This is a genomic window from Pseudomonas entomophila (assembly GCF_013523165.1).
GTDB lineage: Bacteria > Pseudomonadota > Gammaproteobacteria > Pseudomonadales > Pseudomonadaceae > Aquipseudomonas > Aquipseudomonas entomophila_A.
Genome location: NZ_JAAMQI010000023.1, coordinates 12,308 through 34,570 on the forward strand (window position 1 = coordinate 12,308; position 22,263 = coordinate 34,570).

17 protein-coding genes are annotated in these 22,263 nt (G+C 65.4%); 13 read left to right on the forward strand and 4 right to left on the reverse strand.

What is annotated here, in order from left to right:
- The first annotated feature begins 115 nt into the window (after positions 1-115).
- Positions 116-514, forward strand: a complete 399-nt coding sequence (locus G7Z99_RS16385) for a Rieske (2Fe-2S) protein (RefSeq protein ID WP_181095616.1) — start codon at positions 116-118, stop codon at positions 512-514.
- Here G7Z99_RS16385 and sfsA read toward each other — a convergent pair.
- Positions 483-1,190, reverse strand: coding sequence for a DNA/RNA nuclease SfsA (gene sfsA, locus G7Z99_RS16390; protein WP_181095618.1), 708 nt, complete (start codon positions 1,188-1,190; stop codon positions 483-485). The two genes, G7Z99_RS16385 and sfsA, sit on opposite strands and share 32 nt — an antisense overlap.
- Positions 1,190-2,362, reverse strand: a complete 1,173-nt coding sequence (locus G7Z99_RS16395) for a pyridoxal phosphate-dependent aminotransferase (RefSeq protein WP_181095620.1) — start codon at positions 2,360-2,362, stop codon at positions 1,190-1,192. The genes sfsA and G7Z99_RS16395 overlap by 1 nt, the downstream gene beginning before the upstream one ends.
- A 210-nt stretch (positions 2,363-2,572) precedes the next feature.
- Here G7Z99_RS16395 and dksA point away from each other — a divergent pair, with 210 nt between their 5' ends.
- The 12 genes from dksA (at position 2,573) to G7Z99_RS16455 (ending at position 19,408) form a co-directional block, all read left to right on the forward strand.
- Positions 2,573-3,019: an RNA polymerase-binding protein DksA gene (dksA, locus tag G7Z99_RS16400; protein WP_181095628.1), complete on the forward strand. Its 447-nt coding sequence runs from the start codon at positions 2,573-2,575 to the stop codon at positions 3,017-3,019.
- A 63-nt stretch (positions 3,020-3,082) separates the two neighbouring features.
- A complete protein-coding gene (gene gluQRS, locus G7Z99_RS16405) occupies positions 3,083-3,970 on the forward strand; it encodes a tRNA glutamyl-Q(34) synthetase GluQRS (RefSeq protein WP_181095630.1) in 888 nt (295 codons plus the stop codon).
- Positions 3,971-4,171: 201 nt separating this feature from the next.
- Positions 4,172-4,348, forward strand: coding sequence for a hypothetical protein (locus tag G7Z99_RS16410; RefSeq protein ID WP_003250005.1), 177 nt, complete (start codon positions 4,172-4,174; stop codon positions 4,346-4,348).
- Positions 4,332-7,307 (forward strand): sensor histidine kinase, encoded by a 2,976-nt coding sequence (locus G7Z99_RS16415; RefSeq protein WP_181095632.1) that lies wholly within the window; start codon positions 4,332-4,334, stop codon positions 7,305-7,307. Before G7Z99_RS16410 ends, G7Z99_RS16415 begins: the two co-directional genes overlap by 17 nt.
- A gap of 4 nt (positions 7,308-7,311) precedes the next feature.
- On the forward strand, positions 7,312-8,751 hold the full coding sequence (locus tag G7Z99_RS16420) for a sigma-54-dependent transcriptional regulator (protein WP_181095634.1): 1,440 nt from the start codon (positions 7,312-7,314) through the stop codon (positions 8,749-8,751).
- 820 nt (positions 8,752-9,571) lie between these two features.
- Entirely contained in the window at positions 9,572-10,954 is a 1,383-nt protein-coding gene (locus G7Z99_RS16425; RefSeq protein ID WP_181095636.1) for a polynucleotide adenylyltransferase PcnB, read from the forward strand.
- Positions 10,938-11,435 carry a 2-amino-4-hydroxy-6-hydroxymethyldihydropteridine diphosphokinase gene (folK, locus tag G7Z99_RS16430; RefSeq protein ID WP_181095638.1) on the forward strand — a complete coding sequence of 166 codons (498 nt, stop codon included), beginning with the start codon at positions 10,938-10,940 and terminating at the stop codon, positions 11,433-11,435. Before G7Z99_RS16425 ends, folK begins: the two co-directional genes overlap by 17 nt.
- 213 nt (positions 11,436-11,648) lie before the next feature.
- Positions 11,649-12,449: a 3-methyl-2-oxobutanoate hydroxymethyltransferase gene (gene panB / locus G7Z99_RS16435; protein WP_181095640.1), complete on the forward strand. Its 801-nt coding sequence runs from the start codon at positions 11,649-11,651 to the stop codon at positions 12,447-12,449.
- Entirely contained in the window at positions 12,446-13,315 is an 870-nt protein-coding gene (gene panC, locus G7Z99_RS16440; RefSeq protein ID WP_181095642.1) for a pantoate--beta-alanine ligase, read from the forward strand. Before panB ends, panC begins: the two co-directional genes overlap by 4 nt.
- A 430-nt stretch (positions 13,316-13,745) precedes the next feature.
- Positions 13,746-15,410, forward strand: a complete 1,665-nt coding sequence (gene pgi / locus G7Z99_RS16445) for a glucose-6-phosphate isomerase (RefSeq protein ID WP_181095645.1) — start codon at positions 13,746-13,748, stop codon at positions 15,408-15,410.
- Positions 15,411-15,534: 124 nt separating this feature from the next.
- The gene (locus G7Z99_RS16450; protein WP_181095647.1) at positions 15,535-16,404 is read left to right on the forward strand and encodes an oxygenase MpaB family protein; all 870 of its coding nucleotides are present in this window, start codon (positions 15,535-15,537) and stop codon (positions 16,402-16,404) included.
- Between the two features lie 82 nt (positions 16,405-16,486).
- A complete protein-coding gene (locus G7Z99_RS16455) occupies positions 16,487-19,408 on the forward strand; it encodes a DUF748 domain-containing protein (protein WP_181095649.1) in 2,922 nt (973 codons plus the stop codon).
- A gap of 83 nt (positions 19,409-19,491) precedes the next feature.
- On the opposite strand, the gene G7Z99_RS16460 is transcribed toward G7Z99_RS16455, so the two are convergent.
- Together G7Z99_RS16460 and pnp are read right to left on the reverse strand one after the other, a co-directional pair.
- Positions 19,492-19,845 carry a BON domain-containing protein gene (locus G7Z99_RS16460; protein ID WP_060392487.1) on the reverse strand — a complete coding sequence of 118 codons (354 nt, stop codon included), beginning with the start codon at positions 19,843-19,845 and terminating at the stop codon, positions 19,492-19,494.
- A 261-nt stretch (positions 19,846-20,106) separates the two neighbouring features.
- A complete protein-coding gene (gene pnp / locus G7Z99_RS16465; RefSeq protein ID WP_181095651.1) occupies positions 20,107-22,212 on the reverse strand; it encodes a polyribonucleotide nucleotidyltransferase in 2,106 nt (701 codons plus the stop codon).
- Between the last annotated feature and the right edge of the window lie 51 nt (positions 22,213-22,263).

Consider the following 22,263-nt stretch of genomic DNA (forward strand, 5'->3'; position numbering starts at 1 on the left):
GAGCCGACCTCGAGACGTCCGTATCCATCACTTGAGCAAGGCAGGCTTGTCGAGCAGCATGAGACTTTGCACCATGGGCGCCTCGCCCCGCCTCGCCCCGCCTGGAGCCGCCTCGATGTCGCCCACACCTCGCACTGCCCCCGCCAACGCGCCCTCACCCGCACAGGGTGCGACCCTGCTGTGCCACTCCGACGCCCTCGCCGAGGGGCAAAGCCGCGTTTTCGAGGTGCAGGACACGACCCTGTTCGCCATACGCCACCAAGGCCGCGCCTACCTGTACGTCAATCGCTGCCCACACCGCGACGTGCCGCTGCACTGGCAAGACGGTGGCTTTCTCGACGACAGCGCCAGCTTGATCCGCTGCGCCCGGCATGGCGCACTGTTTCTCATCGAGGACGGCGAGTGCGTCACGGGCCCGTGCGAAGGTCAGCGCCTGCAAGCGGTCAGTTGCCGGGAAGACGCGGAGGGTCTGTGGGCCGCGCCTACACCCTCACCGGCAAGGGACGGTCGATGACGATGCCCGTGGTCTCCACCCGGGTGCCGTAGGCCAGCACCTCGACGCCGTCGCGCACCGCCGTGCGCAAGGCCTGGGCATAGGCATCGTCGATCTCCTGGGCCGGGCGCACTGCGTCGATCCCGCTGAGGTTCACACAATACAGCTGCACGGCCCGTATCCCTTGTCGAGCCAGGCCGGCCAGTTCGCGCAAGTGCTTGGCGCCGCGTTGCGTCACCGCGTCGGGGAACGCCGCCACGGGGCTGTCGGCATAGCCCAGGGTCACGCTCTTGACCTCGACGTACGCCGGCCCCTCGGGGTACTCCAGGTAGAAATCCACCCGGCTGCGCTCTTCGCCGTAGGCCACCTCACGGCGCAACGCATGGAACCCGGCCAGTTCGGTGATGACACCGGCCCGCAGCGCCTCCTCCACCAACGCATTGGCGCGCCCGGTGTTGATGCAGGCAATCCGGCCCTGGGGCGTCTCGCTCAACTCCCAGGTGCCTGGCAGCTTGCGCCTGGGGTCGTTGGAGCGCGTGAACCACACGTGGCCGCCCTCCTGCATGCAGTTGAGCATCGACCCCGTGTTGGGGCAGTGAATGGTCAACTGCTCGCCGCTGGCCAGCTCGATGTCGGCCAGAAAGCGCTTGTAGCGGCGCAGCAATCGCCCTTGTTCGAGCGCAGGCTCGAACCGCATCAGCCCTGCCACCCCTGCAAGCCACGGGCGATGCGCTGCACCGCCTCTTCGAGGCGCTCCAGGTTCTGGGTGTAGGCGAACCGTACGTGGTGGCCGGCCAGGTGGCGACCGAAATCCAGCCCAGGTGTGAAGGCCACGTGCTGGGTTTCCAGGAAGTGCTGGCAGAAGGCGAACGCATCGCCGCCGAACGCACTGATGTCGGCGTACAGGTAGAACGCGCCTTGCGGCTCCACTTCGATGCGAAAGCCCAGCTCACGCAGCGCCGGCAGGAGGAAATCGCGACGTCGGGCGAACTCGGCGCGGCGTGCCTCGAAGATCGCCAGCGTGTCCGGCTCGAAGCAGGCCAGCGCAGCGTGCTGGGCCATGCTCGGCGCACTGATGTAGAGGTTCTGCGCCAGTTTCTCCAGGTCGGCCACCGCGGCAGGTGGTGCGACCAGCCACCCCAGTCGCCAGCCGGTCATGCCGAAGTACTTGGAGAAGCTGTTGAGCACGAAGGCGTCCTGGTCCACTTCCAGCACACTGGGCGCGTCCATGCCATAGGTCAGGCCATGGTAGATCTCGTCCACCACCAGGTGACCGTCCTGGGCGCGCACGGCCTGCGACAGATTCGCCAACGCATCGCGGTCGAGCACCGTGCCGGTCGGGTTGGCGGGCGACGCCACCAGGGCGCCGACGGTCTGCGCGTTCCAGCAGCGCTGCACGTGCGCGGGCGTCAGCTGGTAATTGTCGTCCGGCCCGACCGGCACCAACTGCGCGCCGCCCTCGACCAGGCGCAGGAAATGCCGATTGCAGGGGTAGCCGGGGTCGGCCAGCAGCCAGTGCCGGTCAGGGTCGACCAGCAGGCTGCTGGCCAGCAGCAGTGCGCCGGAGCCGCCCGGGGTGATCAGGATCCGCTGGGGATCGACATCCACCCCGTAGCGCTCGCCATAGAAGCGCGCGATGGCCTCACGCAAGGCGGGCAGCCCGCGCGCGGCCGTGTAGCGGGTATGCCCGGCGGACAGGGCCGCCTGGCCGGCCTGCACGATGGGCGCGGCAGTGGTGAAGTCAGGCTCGCCGATCTCCAGATGGATCACATCATGCCCGGCTGCCTGCAGCTCATTGGCCCGCGCCAGCAGGGCCATGACGTGAAAAGGTTCGATGGCGCGACTACGCTGGCTATAGGGTCGAGGCATGGTTTTCTTCCAATCCGAACGGAACTGACAATTCTGCCAGGAGGCGGCGAACGTGTACTGCACGCCGCTGTCCATTAGCACGATGCAGGCGGGGTAGCATACCGCACCCTCTATCTGGTAAGTTCGGCGGCTCACAGTCGCAGGGCCGGCAGGTGCCGGAGATGGAGCAAGCCTGTGCATTGGATCAGATGAGTGAGAGGCGGTCTATTCATGTCCACCCAAGAAAAGCATAAAAGCAGTCAACTTTACGATGAAGTAGGACCTTACCAGGTCGCCGAAGGTGAGGAGTACATGGGCGAGCCCATGAAGGCTCACTTCACCAAGCTGCTCAATGCCTGGAAGCAAGATCTGATGCAGAGCGTGGATCGCACGGTCGACCACATGAAAGACGAAGCCGCCAACTTCCCGGACCCGGCCGACCGCGCCAGCCAGGAAGAAGAGTTCGCCCTGGAATTGCGCAACCGCGACCGCGAGCGCAAGCTGATCAAGAAGATCGACAAGACCCTGCAGTTGATCATCGACGACGACTATGGCTGGTGCAACAGCTGTGGCATCGAGATCGGCCTGCGTCGCCTGGAAGCCCGTCCGACCGCCGACCTGTGCTTCGACTGCAAGGAAATCGCCGAGAAGAAGGAAAAGACGGTCGGCAAAGGCTGATCGTTTTTCCACCTGAACGGGGCGCTTCGTGCGCCCCGTTTCGTTTGCAGACCCGACCTGCCCATGACCGATTCCCGTTACATCGGGCGCTTCGCCCCTACCCCCAGCGGCTTTCTGCATTTCGGCTCCCTGGTCGCCGCCCTGGCGTCCTGGCTGGATGCGCGCGCGGTCGACGGCCGCTGGCTATTGCGCATCGAGGACACCGACCCGCCCCGCGAGATGCCCGGCGCCCGCGATGCGATCCTGCGGACCCTCGAGTCCTACGGCCTGCACTGGGACGGCGAGGTGGTCTGCCAGAGTCAGCGCCACGACGCCTATGCCGCCGTGGTCGACCGCCTGTTCAGCCTGGGTCTGGCCTATGCCTGCACCTGTTCGCGCAAGCAGCTGGAAGGTTACAACGGCTTCTACCCCGGCTTTTGCCGCGACGCCGGGCATGCCCGCGAAGGCGCGGCCATCCGCCTGCGGGTGCCCGAACTGCTCTACCGCTTCACCGACCGGGTGCAGGGCGAGTACGCGCAACACCTGGGCCGTGAGGTGGGTGATTTCGTCATTCAGCGCCGCGACGGGTTGTATGCCTACCAACTGGCGGTGGTGCTGGACGATGCCTGGCAGGGCGTGACCGACATCGTGCGCGGTGCCGACCTGCTCGACAACACCCCGCGCCAGCTGTACCTGCAAGAGCTGCTGGGGTATTCGCAGCCGCGCTACCTGCACATTCCACTGCTCGTGCAACCAGACGGGCACAAGTTGGGCAAGTCGTACCGTTCGCCACCGTTGCAGGGGGATCAGGCGACGCCCCTGTTGCTACGGGCGCTGCGCGCACTGGGGCAGGACACCGAACCGCAGCAATTGCAGGCGACACCGGCTGAAGTCCTGGCCGTGGCCCGCACACGGTGGCGGCCAGAGTCGATCGCACGGACGACCATGATGCCTGAAGCCGCCTTGCGCTGAGCGTCGGCGCAGGTCGACATGACACAGAAGTGGCTGACCTTATGGGCGCTGCGGTCCCGATGGCGGCACTGGGGCCGCTTCCCCAGGGGCGCGATAGCCTGGATCAACCCCTTGGCTAACGCCGACGATTCCCGCTAGCATCGCCGGTCACTTGCGCCGATAAAGCGTCCACGCCCGCAGCGCCCAACCCTCGAGGCCAGCATGTACATCTATCGTTTGGTCCTGCTTCTGGTGGTGGGGATCTACCTGTTCTCGCCCGCCATCATGGATTGGTGGATCGAGCCGACCGGCGCCTGGTACCGCCCCTACCTGCTCTGGCTGATCCTCATCGTCGTCACCTTCATTCTGCAGAGCCAACGAGATGCCGATGAGCTTTAGCCTGACCCAGCTGATCCTGATCAGCGCCGCCTACCTGCTGGTCCTGTTCGGCGTGGCCTGGGTCAGTGAACGCGGGCTGATCCCGCGCGCCGTGATCCGCCACCCCCTGACCTACACCCTGTCGCTCGGCGTCTACGCCAGCGCCTGGGCATTCTATGGCTCGGTGGGCCTGGCCTATCAGTACGGGTACGGCTTCCTGGCGGTATACCTGGGCGTGTCCGGGGCCTTTCTGCTGGCGCCGGTGCTGCTCTACCCGATCCTGAAGATCACCCGCACCTACCAGCTCTCGTCGCTGGCGGATCTGCTGGCGTTTCGCTTTCGCAGCACCTGGGTCGGGGCGCTGACCACCCTGTTCATGCTGATCGGCGTGCTGCCCCTGCTGGCGCTGCAGATCCAGGCGGTGGCCGACTCGATCAACATCCTCACCGGCGAGCCGATCAAGGCGCGCGTGGCCCTGGCCTTCTGCGCGATGATCACCCTGTTCACGATCTTCTTCGGCTCACGCCACATCGCCACGCGCGAAAAGCACGAGGGCCTGGTCTTCGCCATCGCCTTCGAGTCGGTGATCAAGCTGCTGGCCCTGGGCGGGATCGGGCTGTACGCGCTGTACGGCGTGTTCGGCGGGCCGCACCAGCTGGAAGTCTGGCTGCTGCAGAACCAGACCGCGCTGGCGGCCCTGCACACGCCGCTTCAGGAAGGCCCATGGCGTACCTTGCTGCTGGTGTTCTTCGCCTCGGCCATCGTCATGCCGCAGATGTACCACATGGCCTTCACCGAGAACCTCAACCCTCGCTCGCTGGTGAGCGCCAGCTGGGGGCTGCCGCTGTTCCTGCTGCTGATGAGCCTGGCGGTGCCGCTGATCCTGTGGGCCGGCCTGCGCCTGGGCGCCAGCACCAACCCGGAGTACTTCACCCTGGGCCTGGGCATCGCCGCCGACAGCCCGGCGCTGGCGCTGCTGGCCTATGTCGGCGGCCTGTCGGCCTCCAGCGGGCTGATCATCGTCACCACGCTGGCCCTCTCGGGCATGGCGCTGAATCACCTGGTCCTGCCGCTCTACCAGCCCCCGGCCGAGGGCAACATCTACCGTTGGCTGAAGTGGACCCGACGCGCACTGATCGTGGCGATCATCGCCGCCGGCTTCGTGGTCTACCTGACCCAGAGCAACCACCAGAGCCTGGCCAACCTCGGCATCGTCGCCTTCGTCGCCACCTTGCAGTTCCTCCCCGGCGTGCTGTCGGTGCTGTATTGGCCGACGGCCAATCGGCGGGGGTTCATCGCCGGGCTGCTGGCGGGCTTCCTGGTCTGGATGGTCACCATGCTGCTGCCGATGCTTGGCAACCTGCAGGGCTTCTACATCCCGTCGCTGGACATGATCTACGTGCTGGACGACACCAGCTGGCACATGGCGGCGATCGCCTCGCTGGCCGCCAACGTCCTGCTCTTCACCCTGATCTCGCTGTTCACCAACGCCAGCGCCGAGGAAGTCAGTGCCGCCGAGGCCTGCGCGGTGGACAACGTACGCCGGCCCCAACGGCGCGAACTGCATGCCGCCTCGCCCCAGGAGTTCGCCACCCAGCTGGCCAAGCCGCTGGGCGCCAAGGCTGCACAGAAGGAGGTCGAACAGGCCCTGCGTGACCTCTACCTGCCCTTCGACGAACGACGCCCCTATGCCCTGCGTCGGCTGCGCGATCGGATCGAGGCGAACCTCTCCGGCCTGATGGGGCCGAGCGTGGCGCAGGACATGGTCGAGACCTTCCTGCCCTACAAGTCCGGCAGCGAGAACTACGTCACCGAAGACATCCACTTCATCGAGAGCCGGCTTGAGGACTATCACTCGCGCCTGACCGGCCTGGCCGCCGAACTCGATGCGCTGCGCCGCTATCACCGCCAGACCCTGCAAGAACTGCCGATGGGCGTGTGCTCGCTGGCCAAGGATCAGGAGATCCTGATGTGGAACAAGGCCATGGAAGAACTCACCGGCATTGCGGCCAAGCACGTGGTCGGCTCCCGCCTGACCACCATCGACGAACCCTGGCGCGCCTTGCTGCTGGACTTCATCAACGTGCCCGACGAGCACCTGCACAAGCAGCGCCTGGCACCGGACGGCCAGAGCCGTTGGTTTAACCTGCACAAGGCCGCCATCGCCGAACCCCTGGCCCCTGGCAACAGCGGCCTGGTGCTGCTGGTCGAGGACTTGACCGTCACCCAGGCCCTGGAAGACAAGCTGGTGCACTCCGAGCGCCTGGCCAGCATCGGGCGCCTGGCCGCGGGTGTGGCGCACGAGATCGGCAACCCGATCACCGGCATCGCCTGCCTGGCGCAGAACCTGCGCGAAGAGCGCGAGGACGACGGCGAGATCACCGAGCTGTCGGGGCAGATCCTCGAGCAGACCAAGCGGGTGTCGCGGATCGTGCAGTCGCTGATGAGCTTCGCCCATGCCGGCGGCAGCCACCAGAACACCGAAGAGCCGGTGTCACTGGCCGAAGTGGCGCAGGATGCGATCGGCCTGCTGGCGCTCAACCGGCGCAATTTCGAGGTGCAGTTCTTCAACTTGTGCGACCCGGACCACTGGGCCGTGGGTGATCCGCAGCGCCTGGCCCAGGTGCTGATCAACCTGCTGTCCAACGCCCGCGACGCGTCGCCGCCCGGAAGTGCCGTGCGCGTGCGCAGCACGGCGTGCGAGCACACCGTCGACCTGATCGTCGAGGACGAAGGCACCGGCATACCCAAGGCGATCATGGACCGTCTGTTCGAACCGTTCTTCACCACCAAGGACCCTGGCGAGGGAACCGGGCTCGGGCTCGCACTGGTCTATTCCATCGTGGAAGAGCATTATGGACACATCACGATCGACAGCCCGGCCGATATCGAACGGCAACGAGGTACCCGGATTCGCGTGACCCTGCCCCGGCATGTCACGGCGACGTCCCCCGAGAATCGAGACCGTCGAGAGAATTGAATCAATGCCGCACATTCTGATCGTCGAAGACGAAACCATCATCCGCTCGGCCCTGCGCCGCCTGCTGGAGCGCAACCAGTACCAGGTCAGCGAAGCCGGCTCGGTGCAAGAGGCCCAGGATCGCTTCAGCATTCCCAGTTTCGACATGATCGTCAGTGACCTGCGCCTGCCCGGCGCACCGGGGACCGAGCTGATCAAGCTGGGCGAAGGCACGCCGGTGCTGATCATGACCAGCTACGCCAGCCTGCGCTCGGCGGTGGACTCGATGAAGATGGGCGCGGTGGACTACATCGCCAAGCCGTTCGACCACGACGAAATGCTCCAGGCCGTGTCACGCATCCTGCGCGATCACCAGCGCACGCCGGCGGCCGCTGGCGAGCCGCGCCCTGCGAGCAAGCCGGCCGGCAGCGACAAGGCAGCCGCGCCAGTGCCGCCTGGCAATGGCGACATCGGCATCATCGGCGCCTGCGCACCGATGCAGGACTTGTTCGTCAAGATCCGCAAGGTGGCGCCCACCGACTCCAACGTGCTGGTACAAGGCGAATCGGGGACCGGCAAGGAGCTGGTGGCCCGGGCGCTGCACAACCTGTCGCGGCGCGCCAAGGCCCCGATGATCTCGGTCAACTGCGCCGCCATCCCGGAAACCCTGATCGAGTCGGAACTGTTCGGCCACGAGAAAGGCGCGTTCACCGGTGCCAGCGCCGGGCGTGCGGGGCTGGTGGAAGCCGCGGACGGCGGCACCCTGTTCCTCGACGAGATCGGCGAACTGCCGCTGGAAGCGCAGGCCCGCCTGCTGCGCGTGCTGCAGGAAGGGGAAATCCGCCGGGTCGGTTCGGTGCAGTCGCAGAAAGTCGATGTCCGCCTGATCGCGGCGACCCACCGCGACCTGAAAAGCCTGGCCAAGGTCGGCCAGTTCCGCGAAGACCTGTATTACCGCCTGCACGTGATCGCGCTGAAGCTGCCGGCTCTGCGCGAGCGCGGCAGCGACGTCAACGAGATCGCCAAGGCGTTCCTGGCTCGGCACGGCACGCGGCTGGGGCGCGATGACCTGCGCTTTTCGCACGAGGCCGAGCAGGCCATCCGTCATTACAGCTGGCCGGGCAACGTGCGCGAACTCGAAAACGCCGTGGAGCGTGCCGTCATCCTGAGCGAGAGCGCGGAGATCTCGGCCGAACTGCTGGGCATCGACATCGAGCTGGGCGACCTCGAGGACGACGGCCTGTTCGAGGACTCGAACGTCAATGGCACCGGCACGAGCAACCACGAGCCGACCGAAGACCTGTCGCTCGAGGACTACTTCCACCATTTCGTGCTCGAGCACCAGGACCACATGACCGAGACCGAACTGGCGCGCAAGCTGGGCGTGAGCCGCAAATGCCTGTGGGAACGCCGCCAGCGCCTGGGCATTCCGCGGCGCAAAAGCAACGTGGCCAGCGAAGGCTGACACCATGAAGGCGGCGCTGGCCGCCTTTTCGCGTTTATCACGCCGCTCGCTTTCCTTCCCCGCCAGGGCGACGCCGCGCTTCACGACCCGCGCGGCCCTGGCCCTGCACGTGCCAGCCTCTCGGCGCCCCCTCGAGCCTGCCCGGCCCTGACACCTTCACGAACGCCAGACGCCCAGGAAACTGTTACCTCACCAGCGCTGAGCGTAACAGTCCGAGGCGTACGGTAACGAAATCCTTCCGCTGCGACAGCCCGTCGCAGGCCTGCCTCCTCTCGAACCCCCGGTTTCCGGGGCTTTCGCAAAGTTGGCACGGCATCTGCTATATGCTTAGTACAAAAACAATAACAAGCATGGCAAAACAGAATAAGAACAAGACGAATCGGCTCACGCACAATAAGAACAAGACGGCGGAGGCGCAGCTAACTGATTCTTTTGGAGAGGAATGGTGTTTGGGGCTTGCCCCACGATCTGGCAGAGAACAACAAAAACTGCACTGAAAAGCAGCGCCTGAACAGATTGGATCGGTTGATCAGCATGACTCGGCGTCCAAAGCAATCCGTTTGCTCTTCACTCCCAGGTTGGGAGTGACCCACGGGAAGGTCCCTGGGTAGGGCACTCAACAAAAACAAAAAGCCCGCTAGAAAAACAACAAGAGCACGCAACGACTTTCCTGGGGAGCTTCGGCTCCCCATGTCGTTTCCGGCCTCCAGCACCCTGCTCGTCCCGCCTACACCATTCCTCGAGTAAATGCTAGAATCCCCGCCCATCATGCGGCCATTCACTCATTCTTGGCCGAACATTCCTTCAAACAGTGCCTCCCATGCTGAAGAAGCTGTTCCAGTCATTCCGCCCTCCCGTCGGGGGCCAGCACCACCGGCGCACCACGCCCGAGGTGATCAACAGTAGCCAACATTCGCTGCAGCGCGGCCAGTTCAGCCGCCATGCCGTCGGCATCGTCGAACGTCTGCAAGCCGCAGGCTACCAGGCCTACCTGGTCGGCGGCTGCGTGCGCGACCTGCTGCTGGGCATCCAGCCCAAGGACTTCGACGTCGCCACCAGCGCCACGCCCGAGCAGGTACGGGCCGAATTCCGCAACGCGCGGATCATCGGTCGTCGTTTCAAGCTCGTGCACGTGCAGTTCGGCCGCGACATCATCGAAGTCGCCACCTTCCGCGCCCATCACTCGGACGACGATCAGTCCGATACGCACCGTTCGTCGCACAACGCCAGTGGTCGCATCCTGCGCGACAACGTTTACGGCACCCTCGAAGACGATGCACAGCGACGCGATTTCACGATCAATGCGCTGTACTACGATCCGGTCAGCGAGCGCATTCTCGACTACGCCAATGGCGTGCACGACATCCGCAACCGTCTGATACGCCTGATCGGTGACCCGACCCAGCGCTACCAGGAAGACCCGGTGCGCATGCTGCGGGCCGTGCGTTTCGCCGCCAAGCTCGACTTCGGTATCGAGAAGCACAGCTTCCAGCCCATTCGCGAGCTGTCGTCGCTGCTGCGGGAAATCCCGCCTGCCCGTCTGTTCGAAGAAGTGCTCAAGCTGTTCCTGTCCGGCCATGGCGCGCTGGCGTTCGAAATGCTGGTCGACCTGCAGCTGTTCCAGGCGCTGTTCCCGGACAGCGCCCATGCGCTGGACGAGCGTCCTACCTATACCCACACCCTGATCAGCCAGGCCCTGACCAACACCGACCTGCGCGTCAGCCAGGGCAAACCGGTCACCCCTGCGTTCCTGTTCGCCGCGCTGCTGTGGCCAGCCCTGCCAGGCCGTGTGCTGTACCTGCAGAGCCAGGGCGTACCGCCGATCCCGGCGATGAACGCAGCGGCCAACGACCTGATCGCCGACCAGTGCCAACGCATCGCCATCCCCAAGCGCTTCACCTTGCCGATCCGCGAGATCTGGGACATGCAAGAGCGCCTGCCACGTCGCAGCGGCAAGCGGGCCGACCTGTTGCTGGACAACCCCCGCTTCCGCGCCGGGTACGACTTCCTGCTGCTGCGCGAAAGCGCCGGCGAGCAGACCGACGGGCTGGGCCAGTGGTGGACCGACTACCAGGATGCCAACGAAGGCGGCCGGCGCAGCATGATCCGTGACCTGGGCAGCCGCGACGAAGGCACCGCGCCGCGCAAACGCAAGCGCAGCACCAGCAAGCGCAAGCAGGGCGGCGATGACGGCTGGGACTGAGGGGCGCGTACGCGCCTACATCGGCCTGGGCAGCAACCTGTCCGCGCCGACGGCCCAGTTGAACAGCGCCGTGCAGGCCCTGCAGGTACTTGCAGGGTCGACCCTGGCAGGCGTGTCGTCGTTCTATACCAGCGATTCGCTGCTGCCCGGCCAGCCACGCTACACCAACGCGGTCGCGGCGCTGGACACCACGCTGTCGCCGCTGACGCTGCTCGATGCGTTGCAGGCCATCGAGCACGCCCACGGCCGTGAGCGGCTCGAGCGCTGGGGCCCACGGACCCTGGACCTGGACATCATCCTGTTCGGCGACGCTGTCATCGATGAACCGCGCCTGAAGGTGCCGCACTACCACCTGCATGCGCGCGCGTTCGTGCTCTACCCGCTGGCCGAACTGGTCCCGGCCGACTTCCAGCTGGCGGACGGGCGGCGCCTGGCGGACCTGCTGCAAGCCTGCCCGCTCATCGGGCTGGAACGCCTGTAACCCGTGCTCCGCGCGTGCCGGTAACACCGCTTCGCGCGCGGTAACGTTGCGGTAACAGGAGCATTGACTTCCCCTGTCTCGCTCACGACTATAGGCGGCCCGTGGCCCCTGCGGTCCCGGCCGTAGACCATGAACATCACGTACGATGATGTGCCGACGTCACGGCAGCCGGAGCGAACCGGTCTGCCGTGCCCCGGCCACTGAGGAAGCCACATGCCTGACGTCACCCTGACCACCCTGCATGGCCTGAAGGCCAGGGGGGAAAAGATCACCATGCTCACCTGCTATGACGCGACCTTCGCCAAGGCCGCCAGCGATGCGGGTGTGGATGTCCTGCTGATCGGTGACTCACTGGGCATGGTCCTGCAAGGGCATGACAGCACCTTGCCCGTCAGTGTCGCCGACATGGCCTACCACACCGCCTGCGTCAAACGCGCCGCCCCCCGTTCGCTGATCCTGGCCGACCTGCCCTTCATGGCCCATGCCACGCCCGAGCAGGCCTTCGCCAACAGTGCCACGCTGATGCAGGCGGGCGCGCACATGATCAAGATCGAGGGCGCGGCCTGGTTGGCCGAGACCATCACGCGCCTGGGCGAACGTGGCGTGCCGGTGTGCGCGCACCTGGGCCTGACCCCGCAGACGGTGAACGTGATGGGTGGCTACAAGGTGCAGGGCCGTCAGGAAAGCCAGGCGCAGCAGCTGCGCGAGGACGCCCTGGCCCTGGAACGCGCAGGGGCGGCCATGCTGCTGCTCGAATGCGTGCCCAGCGAACTGGCCGCGCAGATCAGCCAGGCGGCCAGTGTGCCGGTGATCGGCATCGGTGCCGGCAGCGCCACCGACGGCCAGGTCCTGGTCCTGCACGACATGCTCGGCCTGTCGCTGAGCGGCCGCTCGCCACGGTTCGTGAAGAACTTCATGGCTGGCCAGCCGGACATCCCCAGTGCCCTGGCCGCCTATGTCGACGCCGTCAAGCACGTGACCTTCCCTGCCAGCGAACATGGGTTCAGCGCATGAATACCGTCAAGACCGTCCGAGAACTGCGCGCCGCCGTCGCCCGCGCGCGTGGCGAAGGCAAGCGGATCGGCTTCGTGCCGACCATGGGCAACCTGCACAGCGGCCATGTGGCTCTGGTGACCAAGGCCGCGCAGCGTGCCGATTTCGTGGTCGCCAGCATTTTCGTCAACCCGCTGCAGTTCGGCGCCAACGAGGACCTGGGCAATTATCCCCGTACCCTGGCGGCCGACCAGGAGAAGCTGTTCGATGCCGGCTGCAACCTGTTGTTCGCACCTGGAGTCGAGGACATGTACCCCGACGGCATGGCCGTGCAGACCCGCGTCAGCGTCCCCTATCTGTCCGAAGGCCTGTGTGGCGCCAGTCGTCCCGGGCATTTCGAAGGCGTGGCGACGGTGGTCAGCAAGCTGTTCAACATGGTCCAACCGGACCTGGCCGTGTTCGGCGAAAAGGACTTCCAGCAGCTGGCGGTGATCCGCGCCATGGTGCGTGACCTGAACCTGCCCGTGCAGATCATCGGCGAGCCGACCGTGCGCGCGGCCGATGGGCTGGCCCTGTCCTCGCGCAACGGTTACCTCGACGAGGCGCAACGCGCCGTCGCGCCGGTGCTGTACCAGGTCCTGAGCGATATCGCCGAGGCGCTGCGCCGGGGCGAGCGCGATTACGCCCAGCGGATCGTCGAAAGCCAGACCAGGCTGCTGTCGGCCGGATTGCGGCCGGACTACCTGGAGATCCGCCACGCGACCACCCTGCAGCCGGCCAAGGCCGAGGACGACGACGTGGTCATCATCGCCGCAGCCTACCTGGGCACCACGCGGCTGATCGACAACGTGCACGTCAAGCTCCAGCGCTCGTCGCCCGACGCCTGACGCCTGACGACAGCTGGCCGTCCTCTGCCGACGACGGCCCCCTGCCTGACCGCCGTGAAGCCGACTCGTCTTCGCAGCGCTGCCCTCGATCACCCCTGCCCCAGGTCTTCACCCACAAGTTCACCGGCCTGATACAGGCAAGCGCAGTCCTCCTGTGGGAGCGGGCTTGCCCGCGATAGCGTCCGGCCCGTCACCGCTTGCATCGCGGGCAAGCCCGCTCCCACAGAGAAGATGAGCCGCCCTGCCAGATCAGCGATGTGGTCCACATCATGTCAGGCAAAGACATTGAAAGGCCTGACCCCCTGCCCTTTCGCCCACTCGGCGCCCTGTCCATCCGTTCCTGACGTGTGTCTATAATGCTCGCATGCCTGCAACTGGCCGCGTCGGCCAGTGTCCAAGGCAAGTCAACGCACCTAGGGAACCATTCGCAATGGCGTATTACCGTACCCCACATGATGTGACGGCGCTGCCTGCCTGGCATGCGCTCCAGCGGCACCGCGACGCCATGCAAGGATTCAGCATGCGCGAGGCATTCGCCCAGGACGCCCAGCGTTTCGAGCATTTCTCCCTCAGCAGCTGTGGTTTGTTTCTCGACTACTCGAAGAACCTGATCAACGAAGAAACCCGTGACCTGCTGGTGAAGCTGGCCCAGGACGTGGGGCTCAAGGACGCGATCGCCTCGATGTTCTCCGGCGAGATCATCAACGCCTCCGAAGGCCGTCCGGTCCTGCACACCGCGCTGCGTCGCCCGATCGGCGACAAGCTGGAGGTCAACGGCACCGACGTGATGCCGGACGTGCACAAGGTGCTCAACCAGATCACCGAACTGGTCGGGCGCATCCACGACGGCCTGTGGCGCGGCTACAGCGAAAAGCCGATCACCGACGTGGTGAACATCGGCATCGGCGGCTCCTTCCTGGGCCCGGAACTGGTGTCCGAGGCGCTGACGCCCTACGCCCAGCGCGGCGTCCGCTGCCACTACCTGGCCAACATCGATGGCAGCGAGTTCCACGAGCTCTCGGCCCGCCTGCGTGCCGAGACCACGCTGTTCATCGTCTCGTCGAAATCCTTCAACACCCTCGAGACGCTGAAAAACGCCACCGCAGCCCGGGCCTGGTACCTGGCGCAGGGCGGCTCGGAAGCCGAGCTGTACCGCCACTTCATCGCGGTCTCGAGCAACAAGACCGCTGCCGTGGCCTTCGGCATCCGTGAAGAGAACATCTTCCCCATGTGGGACTGGGTAGGGGGTCGTTACTCGCTGTGGTCGGCCATCGGCCTGCCGATCGCCCTGGCCATCGGCACCGCCAACTTCAAGGAGCTGCTGTCGGGCGCCTACACCATGGACCAGCACTTCCAGAACGCGCCGTTCGAGCAGAACATGCCGGTCCTGCTGGGCCTACTGGGCGTCTGGTACGGCAACTTCTGGGGCGCGCAGAGCCACGCGATCCTGCCGTACGACCACTACCTGCGCAACATCACCAAGCACTTGCAGCAGCTGGACATGGAGTCCAATGGCAAGAGCGTGCTGCAGGACGGCACCCCGGTGAAGATCGATACCGGGCCGGTGATCTGGGGCGGCGTGGGCTGCAACGGCCAGCATGCCTACCACCAGCTGCTGCACCAGGGCACCCAGCTGATCCCGGCCGACTTCATCGTGCCGGTGGTGAGCTTCAACCCGGTCGCCGACCACCATCAGTGGCTGTACGCCAACTGCCTGTCCCAGAGCCAGGCGCTGATGCTGGGCAAGACGCGCGAGGAGGCCGAAGCCGAACTGCGGGAAAAAGGCCTGCCCGAAGCGGAAGTCCAGCGTGTCGCGCCGCACAAGGTCATCCCGGGCAACCGGCCGAGCAACACCCTGGTGGTCGAGCGCATCAGCCCGCGTCGCCTGGGCGCCTTGGTGGCCATGTACGAGCACAAGGTGTTCGTGCAGAGCGTCATCTGGGGGATCAACGCCTTCGACCAGTGGGGCGTGGAACTGGGCAAGGAACTGGGCAAGGGCGTCTACCAACGCCTGGTCGGCAGCGAAGCGCACGCCGCCGATGACGGTTCGACCCAAGGTCTGATCAACTACTTCCGCGGCCGTCACCGCGGCTGATCGCACCCCGCCCGTCGCTCGCGGGTCGGCCTCCAGCCAGGCCGACCCGCGAGCCGCTCGAACACGGTACAGCCGTCCCCTCACCCACGGCCGATCGCTTCGAAAGGCCTAGCTGCAGGTCGCCATGGAAGCCATCCGTCGACGTATCGAAACCCAAGTGCTCAGCATGACCGGCCTGGCCCTCGGCCAGCTCGACCTGGAAAACCCCAAGGGCGACCCAGGCCTGTTCGGCCCGCAGAGCGTGTGCTGGCGCGTGCACGGCGACTTCACCAGCATGCTGATCGGCGGCATCGGCGCGCTGCTGCTGCAGTTGCTGCACCCTCTGGCCCTGGCCGGGGTCTGGGATCACTCCAATTTCCGCAAGGACTTGATCGGGCGGCTGCGGCGTACCGGGCAATTCGTGGCCGGCACCACGTTCGGCTCGACCCGGGACACCGAGTGGCTGATCGAGAAAGTCCGCAAGGTGCACCTGCACGTCGTGGGGGTCGCGCCTGATGGCAGGCCCTATGCCGCCAGCGACCCGGACCTGCTGACCTGGGTGCATGTGGCCGAGGTCAGCAGCTTCCTGGCCGCGCACCTGCGCTACCACGATCCACACATGACGCTTGCCGACCAGGACCGCTATTACGATGAGGTCGCCCTGACGGCCGAGCGTCTGGGTGCACGCGGCGTGCCGCGCAACCGGGCTGAGATCGCTGCGTACCTGGAGGCGGTCCGGCCGCAATTGCGCTGCGACGCCCACAGCCTTGAGGTGGTGCAGGTGCTGCTCGACGCCCCCGCACCGAGCCGCCTGGCAGTGCCGGTCGGCAAGCTGATGCTCAAGGCCGGCATCGACCTGGTGCCAGAATGGGGCCAGCGCCTGCTCGGTCTGCAGCTCGGCCCGCTCGAGCGTCGCTTCACGCGTGCGGGCGTGCATGGCATCGCCCCGGTACTGCGCTGGGCCGTGCGCGACAGTTCGCTGTATCGGGCACGACGACGCATGGGCATCACCTGACGGGTGCCGGCCCAGGGGCGCCCGGAACCCAAGCGCCCTGCCAGACTCCAACCCTCCCCGCTCGCGACAGACGACCGCTGACATGATCAAAGGAGTGAGCCGCGTTGCTGCGGCCTTGGTGGCCCTCGTGGCCCTGTACGGCCTGATCGGTTTCTTCATTGTGCCGGGCATTGCCCTGCGCCTTGCCAATCAGCAGCTGCAGCAGTACACGACCGCACCGGCCGAGCTGCAACGCCTGGAATTCAACCCTTTCAGCCTCGAGCTGACGCTGTGGGGCCTGAGGATCGGCGCGCCAGGCGAGCCGACCCTGGGGTTCGAGCGGCTGTACGGGCACCTGCGGCTGGACAGCGCCTGGCGCGGGGTCCTGCACCTGACGGAAGTCGAGCTGGACAGGCCGCGTACCCAGGTGGCGTTCGCCAAGGACGGCACGCTCAACCTTGCCCAGCTGTTCACGTTACCCACGCCCTCGGCAGCGGCGGACGAACCTGCGGCCAGACCATTGCTTGTGCGCATCGACCGCGTACGAATCAATGACGGCTACCTGCGTGTCCGTGACGCTCGCCCGAGCGAGCCGATCGTGCTGCTGTACGACTCGCTGAACCTCGAGTTGAAGCACCTGAGCACGCTACCGGGCGACGACGCCGAAATGACCCTGTTAGCCAAGGGGCCCGACGGTGGACAGATCGACTGGACCGGCACGTTCGGCCTGCTGCCGTTTCGCTCCCAGGGCACGTTGAAGATCACCGATGGCCAGATGAAGCTCTGGTGGCCGTACGTCCGCGACCAAGTGCCCCTGGTACTGGAAGACGGACGCTTCAGCCTCGAGACCCGGTACCGCCTGGACCTGACTCGAACGACCGAACTGGTGCTGGACAACACCTCGCTGACCATCGCGCCCTTCGCCCTCAAGACCCGCGACGGCTCGAAACTGCTGCGCGTCGCCAACCTGCGCGCCCGCGATGCGTCGGTCGACCTGGTACGGCAGACGGTCGACATCGGCACGTTGCGCAGCGACAACCTGGAGACCTGGGTCGCGCTCGAAACGGATGGTCGACTCGACTGGCAGGCGCTGCTGGCGCCGCCCGCAGACACGTCGGCTCGCACCGCCCGCCCCGCCAGCGGCAAGGCGACACGGCGGTCGTCAAAGACCGGCAGCACCCCCTGGCAGATACGGGTCAATGATGCCCGCCTGCGAGGGTATCAGTTGCATCTCGCGGACCGTCGTCCGGCAGAGCCCGTCCTGTTGGACGTCGGTCCGCTGAACCTGGACGTGAAGCGCTTCGACAGCCTGAACAAGACCCCCTTCACCCTCATGCTCGACACGGGCGTGGGCAAAGAGGGTCGGCTTCAGGCAAAAGGACAGGTCAATCTCGCGCCGGTCAGCGCCCAGCTCGACGTGGTCACCCGCGACCTCGACCTGCGCATCGCCCAGGCCTACATCACGCCGCACATCCGCCTCGAACTGCGCAGTGGCAGGCTCGACAGCGACCTGAAGGTGAATCTCGAGCGCGTGGAGCCCCTGGCGTTCACCGTGACCGGCAAGGCCCAGGTGAACCAGCTGCACACCCTCGACACCCTCAAGGACCGCGACCTGCTGAAATGGCAGCGCCTGACCCTCCAGGGGTTGTCGTACGTGCATGGCGATGCGTTGACGATCGACACGGCAACACTGGACCAGCCCTATGCGCGCTTCATGATCAACGAAGACCGCAGCACCAACATCGATGACCTGCTCATCGAGACGCCGTCCGAAAAGGCCCAGCGTCAGCAGGCGCGTGCCAGCGCGCCGTCCGAACCAGCCCTGGGCATTCATATCGGCCGGACGCTGATCAAGGACGGTGCGGCGAACTTCGCCGACTTCACCCTCACGCCGTTCTTCGCCACGGCCGTGCAGCAGCTTCACGGCACCATCGGCACGATCGACAACCGCCGCGCCGAGCCGGCCAGGATCGACATCGAGGGCAAGGTCGACCGCTACGCGCCGGTGGCCATCAACGGCAAGCTCAACCCGTTCGACCCCATGGCCAGCCTGGACATCGCCGCCGGCTTCAGACGCGTCGAGCTGACCACCCTGACGCCGTATGCCGGCAAGTTCGCCGGTTACCGTATCCGCAAAGGCCGGCTCAACCTGGACCTGCACTACGTGATCACCCAGGGTCGGCTCGTGGCCGAGAACGAAGTGGTCGTCGAACAACTGCAATTGGGCGAGCGGGTCGACAGCCCCGATGCGCTCGACCTGCCGATCCGCCTGGCGGTGGCGTTGCTCAAGGACAGCAAGGGCACCATCTCGTTGTCCTTGCCGGTCTCGGGCGACCTGCGCAACCCACAGTTCCAGGTCATGCCGATCGTCTGGCAGACCCTGCGCAACCTGGCCCTGCGCGCCGTTCAATCACCGTTCCGCTTCATCGGTGGCCTGGTCGCCGGCGGCGATGCCGAGGACTTGAGCACGGTGAGCTTCACGCCAGGGTCGAGCGACCTGGACGATGCGGCACGGGCTGCCCTGGACACCCTCGCCCAGGCCCTGGCCAAACGGCCCACGCTGCGCCTGGAAATCGAAGGCACCAGCGCACAGGCCAGCGACGGCCCGCTGATCGCCCAGCAGCGCCTGGAGCGCGAGTACCAGAACGCGTGGTACAAGGTTCTCCAGCGGCGCGGCGACAAGGTGCCCGCGGATGCCTCCCAGCTGCAGGTCAGCGACGAAGACAAGCCTGCCCTGCTCGAGGGCATCTATCGCACCCGCCTCAAGCAGCCGCCGCCTGCCGAATGGGAGCGCCTCGCTCCCGCGCAACGTGCGGCCAGGTTGCGCGATGCCCTCCTCGCGTCGTGGACGCAGAGCACGACCTTGCTGAGGCTGCTCGGGCAGGACCGCGCAAGCAGCATCAAGGATTACCTGGTCGGGCATGGCAAGGTCGGGGACGAACGCGTGTATTTCATCGACACGACCCTGGGCAGTGCACGCCCCGATGGCCGGATCGTCACGCCGCTGCACCTCGACGCCGAGTGACAGCGCAAACGAAAAACCCCCGGCATCGCTGCCGGGGGTCTTGATCAACGTTGGCCAGATCCGTCTGGCCACTCGCTGGGCGCTTATTCGGCTTTCAGGCCGTCAGCCGAAACGGCTTGGACGCCTTTGATCTTCTTGGCGATCGAGACGGCGACTTCTTTCTGCGACTCGCTGACTTTCACGTCGGAGGACAGGGAAACCACGCCTTTGTTGGTTTCGACTTTGATGTCGCTGCCTGGAATGCCTTTCTCGGTCAGCAGGTCAGCTTTGACCTTGGTGGTGATCCAGGTGTCAGAGGTGTCTTGTTTGACTTCTTGGGTAGTCGTGTTGGCCGCCAGCGTCATAGGTGCCTGTGCAGACTGCTGAGCGAAAGCGGCGTTGGCCATGGTCAGCGTCAGAGCGGTAGCAGTAGCGGCAGCAATGGCGAACTTCTTCATACGGAACACTCCTGGTCTTCGATAGGGCTGAGCCAGTCTTTACGGCTTCAGTACTTATCAGAGTGCACAAGCGATGCCAGGTTCAATCGACAATAAACTTCTTATGAATCAATAGGTTAAATAAAGGACAGCCTTATAACGTCGTGCAAAATGCATACTGCGGCGTTTTTTTGCAGGCAAGATGCAAGCTCGCCGCAAGCCCGTGCACCCTCCGACATGAAAAAGGGCCCCGAAGGGCCCTTTTCTGAAGCGGTGTCGTGCTTAGACGCCCGATGCCTTGGCAGCTGCGACGTCCTTGATCGACAGCTTGATACGGCCGCGGTTGTCCACGTCCAGTACCAGCACTTCGACTTCCTGACCTTCCTTGAGGATGTCGGTGACCTTCTCCACGCGCTCGTTGCTGAGCATGGAGATGTGCACCAGACCGTCCTTGCCCGGCAGGATGTTGACGAAGGCGCCGAAGTCGACGATGCGCTCGACCTTGCCGACGTAGATCTTGCCGATCTCGGCTTCGGCGGTGATGCTCAGCACGCGCTGACGCGCGGCCTCGGCCGCTTCCTTGCTTTCGCCGAAGATCTTGATCGAGCCGTCGTCTTCGATATCGATCGACGCCTTGGTCTCTTCACAGATGGCGCGGATGGTCGCGCCGCCCTTGCCGATGACGTCACGGATCTTGTCGGTGTCGATCTTCATCGCGATCATGGTCGGTGCGTTGGCCGACAGCTCGGTACGCGACTGGGCGATGATCTGGTTCATCTGGCCGAGGATGTTCAGGCGCGCTTCCAAGGCCTGGCCCAGGGCGATCTCCATGATCTCTTCGGTGATGCCGTTGATCTTGATGTCCATCTGCAGCGCGGTGACGCCCTTGGCGGTACCGGCGACCTTGAAGTCCATGTCGCCCAGGTGGTCTTCGTCACCCAGGATGTCGGTCAGGACCGCGAACTTGTCGCCTTCCTTGACCAGGCCCATGGCGATGCCGGCCACCGGCGCCTTCATCGGTACGCCCGCATCCATCAGGGCCAGCGAAGCACCGCAGACCGACGCCATGGAGCTGGAGCCGTTGGACTCGGTGATTTCCGACACCACACGGATGGTGTACGGGAATTCGCTGTCGCTCGGCAGCATGGCCTGAACGCCACGACGGGCCAGACGGCCGTGGCCGATTTCACGACGACCGGCGCCGCCCATGCGACCGCACTCACCGACCGAGAACGGCGGGAAGTTGTAGTGCAGCATGAAGGCATCGCGCTTCTCGCCTTCGAGGGTGTCCAGCAACTGGGCGTCACGGGCAGTACCCAGGGTCGCGACGACCAGGGCCTGGGTTTCGCCACGGGTGAACAGGGCCGAACCGTGGGTCTTGGGCAGGACCCCGACCTCGATGTTCAGCGGACGCACGGTGCGGGTGTCACGGCCGTCGATACGCGGCTTGCCGTTGACGATGTTCTCGCGGACGGTACGGTATTCCAGCTCGCCGAAGATGTCCTTGACCGCGCCTGCGCTCGGGCCGGTCTCTTCGTTGGTGAAGCGGGCCACGACCTGGTCGCGCAGCTCGCCCAGACGGGCGTAGCGATCGGCTTTCAGGGTAATGGTGTAGGCCTCGGAGATGGCTGCGCCGAACTCGCCACGCACGGCATCGAGCAGCGCGGTGTTGGCGGCGGCAGGCTGCCATTCCCAGGTTGGCTTGGCGGCTTCGGCAGCCAGCTCCTTGACGGCCTTGATGACGGCCTGGAGTTCGTCGTGGGCGAACAGCACGGCGCCCAGCATCTGGTCTTCGGTCAGTTCCTTGGCTTCGGATTCGACCATCAGCACGGCAGACTCGGTACCGGCAACGACCATGTCGAGGCTGGAGGCGGCCAGTTGCTCGTAGGTCGGGTTCAGCAGGTAGCCGGTGCTCTCGTGGAAGGCGACGCGGGCAGCGCCGATCGGGCCTTCGAACGGAATGCCGGAGATGGCCAGGGCAGCGGACGTACCGATCATCGCGGCGATGTCCGGATCGGTCTTCTTGCTGGTGGAGACCACGGTGCAGACGACCTGCACTTCGTTCATGAACCCTTCGGGGAACAGCGGACGGATCGGACGGTCGATCAGGCGCGAGGTCAGGGTCTCTTTCTCGGAAGGACGGCCTTCACGCTTGAAGAAACCACCTGGGATCTTGCCGGCGGCGTAGGTCTTTTCCTGGTAGTGCACGGACAGCGGGAAGAAGCTCTTGCTCGGGTCGGCCTGCTTGGCACCGACCACGGTAACCAGCACGGTCACGTCGTTATCGACGGTGACCAGCACGGCGCCGGAGGCCTGGCGGGCGATACGGCCCGTTTCGAGCGTAACGGTCGATTGACCGAACTGGAATGTCTTGATGACCGGGTTCACGGTTTCTACCTTCTTCAATGGCTCTGGGGGAAACTGGTGTCTTGCGAATGC

Excerpts from the sequence above, each read along its gene's own strand:
- G7Z99_RS16455 (WP_181095649.1), top strand. The coding sequence starts at position 16,487 with ATGATCAAAGGAGTGAGCCGCGTTGCTGCGGCCTTGGTGGCCCTCGTG.
- G7Z99_RS16460 (WP_060392487.1), bottom strand. The coding sequence starts at position 19,845 with ATGAAGAAGTTCGCCATTGCTGCCGCTACTGCTACCGCTCTGACGCTG.
- G7Z99_RS16410 (WP_003250005.1), top strand. The coding sequence starts at position 4,172 with ATGTACATCTATCGTTTGGTCCTGCTTCTGGTGGTGGGGATCTACCTG.
- dksA (WP_181095628.1), top strand. The coding sequence starts at position 2,573 with ATGTCCACCCAAGAAAAGCATAAAAGCAGTCAACTTTACGATGAAGTA.
- folK (WP_181095638.1), top strand. The coding sequence starts at position 10,938 with ATGACGGCTGGGACTGAGGGGCGCGTACGCGCCTACATCGGCCTGGGC.
- G7Z99_RS16450 (WP_181095647.1), top strand. The coding sequence starts at position 15,535 with ATGGAAGCCATCCGTCGACGTATCGAAACCCAAGTGCTCAGCATGACC.
- G7Z99_RS16415 (WP_181095632.1), top strand. The coding sequence starts at position 4,332 with ATGCCGATGAGCTTTAGCCTGACCCAGCTGATCCTGATCAGCGCCGCC.
- sfsA (WP_181095618.1), bottom strand. The coding sequence starts at position 1,190 with ATGCGGTTCGAGCCTGCGCTCGAACAAGGGCGATTGCTGCGCCGCTAC.
- G7Z99_RS16420 (WP_181095634.1), top strand. The coding sequence starts at position 7,312 with ATGCCGCACATTCTGATCGTCGAAGACGAAACCATCATCCGCTCGGCC.
- G7Z99_RS16425 (WP_181095636.1), top strand. The coding sequence starts at position 9,572 with ATGCTGAAGAAGCTGTTCCAGTCATTCCGCCCTCCCGTCGGGGGCCAG.
- panB (WP_181095640.1), top strand. The coding sequence starts at position 11,649 with ATGCCTGACGTCACCCTGACCACCCTGCATGGCCTGAAGGCCAGGGGG.
- gluQRS (WP_181095630.1), top strand. The coding sequence starts at position 3,083 with ATGACCGATTCCCGTTACATCGGGCGCTTCGCCCCTACCCCCAGCGGC.
- pgi (WP_181095645.1), top strand. The coding sequence starts at position 13,746 with ATGGCGTATTACCGTACCCCACATGATGTGACGGCGCTGCCTGCCTGG.
- G7Z99_RS16395 (WP_181095620.1), bottom strand. The coding sequence starts at position 2,362 with ATGCCTCGACCCTATAGCCAGCGTAGTCGCGCCATCGAACCTTTTCAC.
- panC (WP_181095642.1), top strand. The coding sequence starts at position 12,446 with ATGAATACCGTCAAGACCGTCCGAGAACTGCGCGCCGCCGTCGCCCGC.
- G7Z99_RS16385 (WP_181095616.1), top strand. The coding sequence starts at position 116 with ATGTCGCCCACACCTCGCACTGCCCCCGCCAACGCGCCCTCACCCGCA.